We start from the raw sequence: 12,428 nt of genomic DNA, 5'->3' as shown, positions 1-12,428 counted from the left end.
ATTAATTCGTAGCGTTTTAAAACGCAGAGGGACGCGGAGTCAACGCAGTGAACCAGCGCGAATGACGGCTTTCCCGACAGCAGGCGACTGGTGTTCGCCGTCAGGCGTGCCGTAGGCATACCCGAAGGGAGTAACGCAGAGCCTTTCTGAAATTAATTCGTTACGAACTTGTGAAATTCTCTACTAAGTGTCAATTTTTTTGGAGTAATTATGAGTTGGAATGACCAAGAAGATACAACTATCTACAAAGTTGTTGTAAATCACGAACAACAGTACTCAATTTGGCCTAGCGATCGCTCAAATGCTGTTGGTTGGGCAGATGTTGGTAAAAGCGGGACAAAGGCAGAATGCCTAGCTTATATAAAAGAAGTATGGACTGATATGAGACCACTTAGCCTACGTCAGCAAATGGAAAAATCAGCACAACCAAGCTAAAGATGCATCATGGTACGAACATCGTCTGTTGACAACTAGCTCGTCAAACTTAAACCAAATCCACAAGCAAAAATCAATTGTCCCATTTCTGCTTTCGGAGATCTTGAGGATGGTTTAGTCAAGTGTGAGCATTTGCTAGTCTGGCGAAACCAGACGAGTCATTCGTTTCAATTAGGAATGTCTAAGACGCAAGCATTTCTTTTTGCACACCGAGCGATCGCTGCTGTTAAACTACATTTCTCAACATTTAAGCAACTGTGTTGCAAAAACGGCGTCACCATAGCAGTCAACAATAAAGTAGTGGGTTGTGTTAGTCCCTTAAAGAACTGCCCGCTACAGGGCTTTTTGCTAGGTAGTTGTCGGGTCTTTTTCTAGAGTCAATAAACCACGACTGCTGGATGACCCAGAAAACCTCTGGGTCGTGCAGCTAAATTTAATATCATTTATTGCGGCAAAAGTCAAGCAAAAAATGCCTGTAGGCGCTCAGGCTCTGCGCTGCTGTGAGCGTTTAATTAACAACTCCTAATTCCTGAACGCTCCTGTTGCTTAACAAGGTGTAAAGCATCCCTTCAACAGGCTGATAGTAACTGTCAATTTTATAAAAGTGAGGTTGAGAAATGATCCATTGAGGCGTAACACTACGCTTTACAAGACTTAGTACTGCATTTCATAAATTCATATCGCGATAAGGGGGTTGTAGTTGCGCTGTCTTCGCGCTTAGCGCAACTATGAACTATAACGCTACTTGCATTGTGGAATCTTGTACTTAGCAATTCCTTGTAGAGGTCATCAATCCCTGTAAAATCCTTAAAACAGTGAACAGTGACGCCAGCGGACTGGTGGGGAACTTAAACATGGGCGGATGAAACTGATAACTGATAACTGGTAACTGTTAATTATACAACCCCTTTACATCCCGGGACTTGCAGACGCTAATCGGTGCGTTTACATACACTTCTACAAAGTTTTCGATCATTATCCGGATCTGATTGCGGACAGCGCGATAGGGGCTGATCGCAGCTGTAATTGCCACTACCCCATCGCGACTGAGTAGATTTGCTACAAACCCGATGCGACGAATGTTAATGTCTCGGTCTTGTTTGCTAAAGCCTTGGGCCGTCTGGGTTAATATTTAATTTCTGTAGAGGTCTAATGAAAAAGAATAATATTGAAGACATTTATCAGCTATCCCCAATGCAACAGGGGATGCTGTTCCACACCCTTTATGCTCCCGATTATGGGGTGTATTGTCAGCAGTTTAATTGTACTTTTACAGGCAAGCTGGATGTTGAGGCATTCACTGCAGCATGGCAGCAAGTAGTCGCGCGGCATGTGGTTTTGCGAACTGCTTTCGTTTGGGAACGCCAAGATCAGCCGCTCCAGGTGGTGTCTCGGCAGGTGAAACTACCAATAGAAATTCATTCTTGGATCGGACTATCTCCACAGGAGCAGCAACAGCAACTACAAGCGTTTCTGGAGTCGGATCAAAATCGTGGCTTTCAACTGACCAAGGCACCACTGATGCGTCTGACCTTGATTCAAATGTCAGATGATGTCTACCAATTTGTCTGGAGTTATCACCACATACTTCTAGATGGGTGGTCATTGCCGTTGGTATTCAAGGAAGTGCTGTTGTTTTATGAAGCAAAGTCTTTGGGGCAACAGTTACAATTGCCACCAACTCGTTCCTACCGCGAGTACGTTGCCTGGTTACAGAAGCAGAACTTGGCACAAGCCGAAGAATTTTGGCGGCAAACACTCTTTGGTGTGACGGCACCAACACCGCTCGTAATTGATAAAGCACACCACAGCAAGTCCTTGCAACAAAGCTATAGCGAAAAGATTCTTCTGCTATCAAGTGAAGCAACAACAGCCCTGGTATCTTTCGCAAGGAAATATCAACTGACGTTGAACACCTTAGTGCAAGCAGCTTGGGCTTCACTTCTTTTGCGATACAGTGGCGAAACCGACGTAGTTTTCGGTGTGACTGTCTCAGGTCGTACAGCTCCCATAATAAGCGTAGAATCGATAGTTGGGCTATTTATCAATACTTTGCCGATGCGGGTGGGAGTTACCGATGAGGATACAGTTCTACCTTGGCTCAAGCAAATACACAAGCAACAAGTTGAAATCACTAGTTACGAGTACACACCACTGGTACAGATTCAGCGTCTGAGTGATGTGCCGCAAGGGCTGCCTTTGTTTGAAAGCATCGTAGTGTTTGAGAATTATCCGGTAGATTCGGCTTTAGAACAGAACTCTCAAAAGTTGCACATCAGTGATGTTCGTGCCTTCGAGCGGAACAACTATCCACTCACTCTCATCGCCCAGCCGGGTGTGCAATTGTCGTTCCGCTTCATCTATGATAGTCAGCGTTTTGAGAGTGCGAGTGTGACACGAATGGTAGGGCATTTCCAAGCTCTGCTACAGGGTCTAGTCGCCGATCCCGACCAAAAGCTGTCGCACATACCACTGTTAAGTGCTACTGAACAACATCAGATCCTGATCGAGTGGAACAATACACACGCTCCTTATCCTCAAGAAAAGTGTCTGCATTCCTTGTTTGAGCAACAGGTTCAAAAGACACCAGATGCAGTGGCAGTAGTATTTGAAGAGCAACGCTTGACCTACAGCGAATTAAACACACGCGCCAATCAACTGGCGCACTACTTACAGGCATTGGGCGTGGGACCGGAAGTGTTGGTTGGTGTCTGTCTAGAGCGTTCTGTGGAGATGGTAGTGGGATTGCTGGGCATTCTCAAGGCGGGTGGAGCTTATGTGCCAGTGGATCCAGAGTATCCGCAAGAACGCTTGGCATATATGCTAGAAGACAGCAGGGTCAAAGTGCTGTTGACTCAGGAAAAATTAGTAGCAAGGCTTGCAGAACAGCAGGCGCATCTGGTGTGTTTGGATACAAACTGGCAAGCTATTAGTGAGTCAAGCGCAGAAAATCCACGCTCGGGAGTGTTACCTCATCACCTGGCTTATGTGATTTACACGAGCGGCTCTACAGGCAAGCCCAAAGGAGCGATGAACACTCATCAGGCGATTTGCAATCGCTTGGTGTGGATGCAGCAAGCTTACCAAATCACACCAGATGATTGCATCTTACAAAAAACCCCATTCAGCTTTGATGTCTCGGTGTGGGAATTCTTCTGGCCATTAATGACTGGCGCACGCCTAGTGGTGGCGCAACCGGGAGGACATCGAGATAGTGCGTATCTAGTGAAGCTGATTGCCAAAGAGCAGATTACCACACTGCATTTCGTCCCCTCAATGCTACAGGTGTTCTTAGAAGAACAAAGTCTGGAAAGTTGCACAAGCTTGCGGCAAGTGTTCTGTAGCGGCGAAGCCCTGCCAAAAGAACTGCAAGAAAAGTTTTTTGCGCGTCTGGGGTGCAGTTTACACAATCTCTACGGTCCGACAGAAGCAGCAATTGATGTTACTTACTGGCAATGCCATAAAGACAGCATTCTCCTGAGTGTGCCAATTGGTCGGGCGATCGCCAATACACAAATTTACATCCTCGACCCGCACTTACAGCCAGTACCTACTGGGGTACCGGGAGAACTGCATATTGGTGGTGTGGGTTTAGCACGAGGCTATCTCAACCGCCCGGAAACGACAGCCGAAAAATTCATTCCCAACCCTTTTAGTTCAGAACCAGGTTCTCGCCTGTACAAAACTGGTGACTTAGCCCGCTACTTAAACGATGGCAATATAGAGTACATTTGTCGCATTGACTTCCAAGTAAAAATACGTGGTTTCCGCATTGAGCTAGGAGAAATCGAAGCAGTACTAACTCAACACCCTGATGTCAACTCTTGCGTCACCATCGTCCGCGAGGATGCGACCGGAGACAAACGCTTAGTCGCATATGTCGTAGCCGATACACGCACAGCAGTGACAATGAGCCAGTTGCGCTCCTTCCTCAAACAGAAACTGCCAGATTACATGGTACCGTCTGCCTTTGTGATTTTGGATTCTCTGCCGCTTACCCCTAATGGCAAGCTAGATCGTCGGGCGTTACCGAAGCCTGATACAACACGTCATGAACGAGAAACAGTTTTAGCCCCACCCCGCACAGAGTCTGAAGAAATACTAGCCAAAATCTGGCGTGAGGTTCTGCACCTCGAGCAAGTTAGCATCCATGACAACTTCTTTGAACTGGGCGGGGATTCCATTCTCAGCATTCAGATTATTTTTAAAGCCAAACAGGCTGGACTGCAACTGACTGCTAAACAGATATTTGAACACCTGACAATTGCTGAGTTGGCAGCAGCGGCGAACGCTACTCAAACGGCGGAGGCAGAACAGGGGCACTTAAGTGGTTTGTTACCTCTGACACCCATCCAACATTGGTTTTTTGAACAAAATCTACCAGAACCTCACCACTTCAACCAGTCATTTCTACTAGAAGTACCGCAAACATTCGACCCCGCTTTGTTGTCGCAAGTGGTGCAACAATTATTGGTGCATCATGATGCGCTGCGCTTACGTTTTGTGCAGTCTGGTTCACATTGGGAACAGATTAACGCTATCCCTGATGATACCATTCCTTTTTCCCATGTAAATCTATCAACAATACCAGACGCAGAGCAAAAAGCTGCTATTGAAGCCGCTGCTGCTTCCCTACAAGCCAGCTTGAACCTGTCTTCTGGACCACTAATGCGAGTAGCGTTTTTTGCTCTGGGTACTGATAAACCAAGCCGACTGCTAATAGTCATCCACCACCTAGCAGTGGACGGCGTTTCTTGGCGAATTTTGTTAGATGATTTGCTTTCAGCTTACCAGCAACTCAGTCGTGGCGAAGCGATCGTGCTTCCCCCCAAGACGACGTCTTTTAAACACTGGGCTATGCAACTCACTTCTTACGCACGCTCAGACACGGCAAAGAAAGAGCTGACTTATTGGCAAGGTATTTCACGCACAGACATAAGCCGTTTACCAGTGGACAATGCGTTCGATGCTAACACCGTAGCATCTGCCCGCACAGTATCAGTGTCGCTCTCACCGGGCGAAACCCGCGCTCTTTTGCAGGAAGTTCCCAAAGCTTATAAAACTCAGATCAATGATATCCTGCTAACTGCTCTGGTCCAGGTTTTAGGTAAGTGGACTGGCAATAACTCTGTGTTACTGAACCTCGAAGGTCATGGGCGGGAAGATATTTTTGAAGATGTGGACTTATCGCGCACAGTTGGTTGGTTTACGACAATCTTCCCCGTGCTTTTAGAGTTAAAAGCAACAGACAATGTAGGAGAGAGCTTAAAGTCTATCAAAGAACAACTCCGTGCCGTACCCAACCGAGGCATCGGCTACGGTTTGCTGCGCTATTTGAGTGGGGATGCGGAAATTACCTCCACACTGCAAGCTCTACCACAAGCTGAGGTAAGTTTCAACTACCTGGGGCAATTCGATTGGGGAATGCAAGAAAATTCTTTATTCAAATTAGCCCCTGAATCAGTCGGTTCACAACACAGCCAGCTAGGAAGTCGCAGTCATTTGCTAGATATTAACGGATTCGTAGTAGAAAGTCAGTTACAACTGGATTGGACATACAGCGAAAACTTTCACAAACGTGCCACAATTGAAAGTCTAGCCCAAGATTTTGCAGCAAGCTTGCGATCGCTAATCGCTCATTGTTTATCTGCTGATGCAGGGGGCGACACATCTAATGTATCTGAGACCATTCATAGCTTTCCTCAACCAATAAATAATTATCAGCGTCAGGAAAATAACGCTTCTATACCCCTACACTTATTAGAACTTCCAGAGGAAATCTCTGAGTTACTTCCCTCAGATATAGAATCGGCATATCCTCTTGCCAAAATGCAGGAGTTTATGTTGCATCATTACGCAAATGACCATCAAAAAATGGGGGTTTACCATTTCCAGCAATCATACGATATATATGATGACAATCTTTCTTTGAATGCCTTTAAGAAGTCACTAGAAATAAGCGTGCAAAAACATCCGGCTTTGAGAACGGTATTTATCACTCAAAACGGAAAACCAGTAGTTCAGGTGGTCAAAAAAAATCTGAGATTTTCCATCAATGAGCATGACATTAGCAACATGAAAGCGGATGAACAAGAAAGTTATGTTAATGAAGTGGTGAAGCAAGATAGGCAAAATTTATTCAATGTTGAAAATTCCAACGAGCCACTTTTTAGATTCAATATTTTTTGCAAAGCAAAGAATAGATTTGAATTCTTCATGTCAACTCATCATGCAATTATAGATGGTTGGAGCAATATTGAATTTCTAAACCAACTGTATGAGTTCTATTTGGCTCTCAAGAAACGAGAAGAAATAACACTATCTCCTGCTGCCAATGTGTATAAGGAATTTGTCGCTTTGGAGAAAGAGATTCTTGGGTCACAAGACGCATCAAATTTCTGGAAGTTTCACTTGAAAAACTATACATATAAACCATTCAAGCCGTTAACCACTCCAGTAGCTCAAGTAGAAGCTGTTGCTCAAGAATACAACTTTGACTCAGAAATCATTGCTGACTTACGTGAATTCTGTCGGAAATTGAAAGTTTCACCGAAAGCACTTTTCCTGAGTACCTACCTTGACCTCATTGGTACTGTGATGAAAGAAAACATGGTTTCTGTAGGAATTATCTCAAATAGTAGAACAGAAAGATTATCTGACCCGTTTGGAGCTTTGGGCTTGTTCTGGAATATTGTTCCCTTTTGTCAACAAGTTATAAAAGATAAAGAGGTACAAATTCAAAATGTGCAGCAATCTCTAATTGATATCGAACCTTATGTTCGATATCCACTTCTGGAAATTTTGTCAGACCAACAGTTAAAACCTGGAGCTGGGGCAGAGTTATTTTGCGCTACGTTTAATTTCATGTCTTTCCATAATGCCAAAGAGCTTTTCGAGCAGACCGACTTGAAGGTGAATGCGAGAAGGTCTCATGACAAGTTCAACTTTCCTTTAAATTTTGCTGTTTCAATGAAGCCATCCTCAGAAGATGTAAGCATACGTGTGGAATATGACCAGATGTATTTTAGCTGCCTTGAGATTCGCTCAATGGTTCAGAATTATGTTGAAATCTTATACGCAGTTCATAGACTTTAGGCATTGAGCTTCTAGCCTTGTAAAATCATGCATTTTGGGTGATATTTTTTCTCTGGAACACTATGTATAAATTGAATACTACCAAAGCCCGTATCTACCAAAACCATCACCTCCTTGAAGTGCAAGGTTAATTTTTTTGGTAAAGATTTAACCATTTTTAATCCTAGCCTTGCCGGAGAGGTAGCGCCTTTTCCTCTCCAAACCCGGAAATTCCAAGGTACTCGCCACCGACCAACAACCAAATACACCACAACCAAATGCAAACCTCGTTTTCCGTGGTATACGCTGATTAAGTTTTCCAGTGCCTTAAATTTTCCGGCTTTCTCCAAAGTTGTCAGGTCAACAATAACCTGTAAAAATGGTTGGCGTCCCAACGAACGCTCAGATAAAATCTCCTTAATAATACGGTTACGAGTTGTGCGAATTACACCTCTGGTTGACCAAGCGTAGATATTGAGAAATCTGCTTAAGGCGCTGGGTGACTTACTTTTACTGTGTTGAGGTAGAGGATAACCCTGCGCTTCCAAGAACATTCCCAACATTGCTTCAAGATTTTCTTGTTGGTAAATAGAAGGCATCAATGACAGCAAAGTGTAAACTAGACTTTGGGCGTGGGCAAGAATTGAAACCATTTTTCTTGCTTATCTGTAATGTATTTCACGCCCTTTCTCTCATACTTTGAACATTTCCACAAATCGAGTCACTCTCATTATTAGCGATGGCGTAGCCGCCCGCCCTGTCGGGCTTCGCATACGCCTACGACTCGTTACAAGGAATATCATGCCCTAACAAAACGTGGCATCAGATTTATGAGTAAATCTCGTAGTTTTTTAATTTTATTAGTAATTTAAATTACTTTAATACACATAAGCTTTCTGCAGATTCTAGTGTTAGATTTTTATACTCTTTATTTGTTTTTTACGGGTTTATTCGGCAGGTGCAAGATCTGAGTTAGACTCACCGATGAAACTTGGAAAGCTTTGGGTATTGCAGCAGAATGTAACGGTTTAACTAGGGCTGACTACTTAGAAGAAATTGTGCGGAAAAATACTCTACCAAGTATCACACGAGATGAATCACAAAATCTACCATGTAATACACGGAAAGCCGAACCCCTTCAACCGTGTATTACACCGGACGAGGGGTATCAAAAAAGGTCAGCCACCTTACTACCTCAACTGGAAGCACTTGAAACTTTACGCGATCACATTTTGTTTGAACTGAAGTTAGGTAAGCAAGCCACCGGATACAAAACGGCACTTAAAGCTCTTAATCGTTTCATTGCTGAATTAACTAACCGAGCATAGCCGTTTCCGAATTCGCCAACAGTGTCAGAGCTACTTTTCCCCCTATAAGCATTCCAGCTTTTATAGGTTTCAAGCTTGAATTTTTCGAGAGAGTCTGACTTTTCCTCTTAAGCCTCAAAAAGCTTGCTCACAAAGAATTAGAGAAAAAGCACGTCAGATAAAGTAAAGTAATTCAAATCGGGTGCGAAAGCTGACAAATCATGTTGAACTGGTGGAAGAAAAATTTTGCAAGTTGTGAATTGAGCGATAGCTTCTCTGCGAGACGCTACGCGTAGCTTGCTTCGCCGTAGAGGTACGTTAAGCTTCTCTACGAGGCTTCCGCGTAGCTTGCTTCCCCGTTCGTGGAGCGCGTTCCGTAGGAAAGGGGTACGCTAACGCCGATTGGATGAGCGTGCAACGTCGATAGGTAAAGCTCTAAGTCAAGGATGACGCAATTAGTTGAAAATATGGTGCTAAAGCCTTACCCATTTCAATATCTTTGGGTTTTTGTTATAGCGGTAGGTTAAGCCCTCTTTAGTAGTGATGGATTGGCCTTTGCTTGCCTTACTTCTAATGGTAGCAATTGAATAGTTTGCTAACATCTGCATTTCCTGATGAGAAAGCCCTTCGATTGTGTCTATTTCTACTGCTCTTTCTGGTTGGATTTGGGATTCTTTGTTGGAAAAATCATCGATTTTGATTTCAGCTTTTTGGGTAGGATTGATGACAATTTCTTTTGCTTTTTGAAGCTGATAATCCTGCACGGTTAAAAGTTGCCAACTGGAATCTTGTGAAAGCTCCAAAACCCATTGATGATAATTAAACAGGCTTTCCCGATGCCCAACACTGATAAAAGTTGTTTGAGTTGATTGTAACTGTTGATATAAACTTGCTTCATTATTCAAATCTAAGGCACTGGTTGCTTCATCTAATATTGTGAAGCTAGGATGAGTAACTAACAGTCGTGCGAATGCAAGGCGTTGTTGTTCTCCCAAAGATAATATATTCTCCCAAGGAACTTCTGTATCAAAGCCATCGACTCGACTTAGCAAGTTTTGCAAGTTGACTTGTTGCAAAACTTCTTCGAGTTCTCGATCAGTCATTTGACGATTTGTATTAGGATAGAGTAACTGTTCGCGTAAAGTTCCCAAAATTATGTAAGGACGTTGGGGCAAAAATAAGACGGATTCTAGGGGAGGTCGCATCAAACGACCAGTCCCCGCATTCCACAAACCAGCGATCGCTCTCAACAAAGAACTTTTACCTCGACCACTAGGCCCAACAATCAATAAACCTTCTCCACGTTGAACAGAAAGTGACAAATCTTCGACGATCACCTGCTCATAGTTTGGTGTTTGTAAGGTGACATTGTCAAAAGCAAAATAGTTTTCTTCTATTGTTTTAACAGTACTCAGATTTTCAGGTTGTTTAGTGACTTCTTCCAATGCATCTGAGAACTCAGCTAAACGTTCAACGTAACTCGAAAAATTTCCAGAAGTGCCAAATTCACTTATTAATTCTCCCAGAGCAGTAGCAAACAGATAGCTAGCTAAAGTAGCTTGTCCAACTTGTCCAAAATCAATTTCATTACTAATATATAAAGGTGCGAGTAATAACAACGTAAAAAATTCGATAGCAGACTGATACCCTCTGTTAAAAATTTCGTTATTTCTCTCCCAATTAATTTTGTGTATAGCACTTTTTAAGATATTACTAAATCTTCGTTGAATTATATTTGATTTTTGATTTTCTCCTCGAAAAAAAGCTATTGATTCGGCATGATTCCGAACATGAGTCAGTGCATAATTATAGTCTGCTTTAGATTCAAGTTCCTCTTGATTAATTTTATTTAATTCTTGATTTAAGTAAACAGCAATCAAATTACCTATAATCGTATAAATCAGCAAAGCAATAGCGATCTTTGGGAAAATTGACCAGAGAATTATTAAAAAAGTCGCCATTTGCAGTACTTTTTCTAGGAAAGTAGCTGAAAAACTGAGGGCATTACTAGGAAGAGGTTCAATTTCTTGGGATAAACGTTGATCTGGGTTATCAATATCAGCTTTAAAATTAATTTTATAATAAGCACGATTGGTCAAATATTTATCTAAAATCTGATTATTAAGCCATTGGTACCAATCAAGAGCGATTCTTTTTCTAAAAAATTTAGAAAATCCAACTAAGAGGGTTACGGAGACAAGCCCAACAGCATAAAGCCACACTATGTTAATGAACTTAGAATAATCTTTTTCTTGAATAATTATATCGATCAAATAACGATTAACAAAACTATTAAAAGCAGTTATACCTACAAGTGCGATTATTAATAATATCAGCAGAATAAGCATTCCCCATGCACGAATCACATCTGAAAATGCTCTTTCTCCTGGCTTTGTTGGATACCAGTAAGGCCCTGCGATCGCTCCGACATTTTTCCAGAATTGGATAAAATCTGAAACAGGATTTGTTCCGGGTTGAGTTTGAAGAACTTGGGTTGGCATATTTGAAAAATAAACTGAAATCTTTTATAATTAGATATAATACTTTCTAGTGCTGAATAACAAGTAATAAGTACCGAGTAAGAAATTACATATAGCACTCGATACTCAGAACCATGTTTGCACTTAGATATTTGCTTGTGCTGGCTCCACTTCATCCATTTTTAGATTTAGGCGATCGCATTATCTACAGGATGCAGGCTAGATAAGAACTTTGTTAAATAGAGGCTGTAGTGGTGTATGGTCGCGGCTCACCAAGAATTCTGGTCTGGGTTGCCCCTTGAAGCTTGGTATATTGTTGACGCTATTATAAGTGATAATTAGGAGCCTGCGATCGTAGGGAGAAATGTTGGGTGCTGATCCGTGTACTAAATTACAGTGAAAGAAAAGGACAGAGCCTAAAGGGCCTTTTGGTGCAACGATACCTTTTTCAGTAGCTAGTTTGGCGATCGTTTCTTTCCCAAGAGAGTACTTAAGAGCAGCACTAACATTAGACTTCCAGTCATTTTTTTGATCATTAACTTCAGATGACTCTATTTGTCCTAAGTGAACAAGGCTCTCTTTGTGAGAACCTGGAATGAAATACATAGGCCCGTTAAACTCATTACATTCATCCAAGAAAACAGCAACATTCAATGCTTTAGGGGATGGCATACCATCTTCTTGATCCCAAAACACAAAGTCTTGATGCCACGGCCATATATCTCCTCCAAAAGCTGCTTTAAAGTTGATTTTAAATTGGTAGACATATACATCGCTATTGAGAATTTCACAGGTAGATGTTAGGAGGCTAGGGTGTCGAGTCAAAGAATCGAAAATTTCCGTGGTGGCGTGGCATCCATGAAGAGCACGCACTGTTTTATTATCCTTTTCTAAAATCCGTCCTGGTATATCTCTTACTATCAAATCTTCAACAGCAGCGTGCATTGCCTCAACTTCTTTTGTCGAGAAAAGCTCTGGGATAAACAGTAGCCCGTTTTCTCTGTAATCTTCTATTTGGTCTTTCGTTAATTTCATTGTTTTATCTATCTGATTGGTATGGGACATAACTATTGTTTTGATGCTTAAAACCAACTAATTACTAATAGAAAGTTGTGTTGATTAACATTGAGTC

General features: G+C 42.3%; 5 protein-coding genes and 2 pseudogenes. 3 read left to right on the top strand and 4 right to left on the bottom strand.

Annotated elements, in window-relative coordinates:
- The first annotated feature begins 210 nt into the window (after positions 1-210).
- A complete protein-coding gene (locus tag AACT52_RS03440) occupies positions 211-435 on the top strand; it encodes an MbtH family protein (RefSeq protein WP_073629392.1) in 225 nt (74 codons plus the stop codon).
- A gap of 898 nt (positions 436-1,333) precedes the next feature.
- Here the strand turns inward: AACT52_RS03440 and AACT52_RS03435 are convergent.
- Positions 1,334-1,546: pseudogene (locus AACT52_RS03435) on the bottom strand (adenylyl-sulfate kinase); the annotation flags it as partial.
- A 41-nt stretch (positions 1,547-1,587) separates the two neighbouring features.
- Here AACT52_RS03435 and AACT52_RS03430 point away from each other — a divergent pair.
- Positions 1,588-7,530 carry a non-ribosomal peptide synthetase gene (locus AACT52_RS03430; protein ID WP_073629390.1) on the top strand — a complete coding sequence of 1,981 codons (5,943 nt, stop codon included), beginning with the start codon at positions 1,588-1,590 and terminating at the stop codon, positions 7,528-7,530.
- Positions 7,531-7,571: 41 nt separating this feature from the next.
- Here the strand turns inward: AACT52_RS03430 and AACT52_RS03425 are convergent.
- Positions 7,572-8,162, bottom strand: a pseudogene (locus AACT52_RS03425) (IS701 family transposase); the annotation flags it as partial.
- 348 nt (positions 8,163-8,510) lie between these two features.
- On the opposite strand from AACT52_RS03425, the gene AACT52_RS03420 reads away from it, so the two are divergent.
- Positions 8,511-8,837: a hypothetical protein gene (locus tag AACT52_RS03420; protein ID WP_096549592.1), complete on the top strand. Its 327-nt coding sequence runs from the start codon at positions 8,511-8,513 to the stop codon at positions 8,835-8,837.
- 452 nt (positions 8,838-9,289) lie between these two features.
- Here the strand turns inward: AACT52_RS03420 and AACT52_RS03415 are convergent, their stop codons facing one another.
- Positions 9,290-11,317, bottom strand: a complete 2,028-nt coding sequence (locus AACT52_RS03415) for an ABC transporter ATP-binding protein/permease (RefSeq protein ID WP_073629386.1) — start codon at positions 11,315-11,317, stop codon at positions 9,290-9,292.
- 198 nt (positions 11,318-11,515) lie between these two features.
- The gene (locus tag AACT52_RS03410) at positions 11,516-12,361 is read right to left on the bottom strand and encodes a phytanoyl-CoA dioxygenase family protein (protein ID WP_233153854.1); all 846 of its coding nucleotides are present in this window, start codon (positions 12,359-12,361) and stop codon (positions 11,516-11,518) included.
- Positions 12,362-12,428 lie beyond the last annotated feature (67 nt).

This window comes from Scytonema sp. HK-05 (assembly GCF_963872035.1).
GTDB lineage: Bacteria > Cyanobacteriota > Cyanobacteriia > Cyanobacteriales > Nostocaceae > Kalymmatonema.
This window is presented reverse-complemented; position numbering and strand designations above follow the sequence as displayed.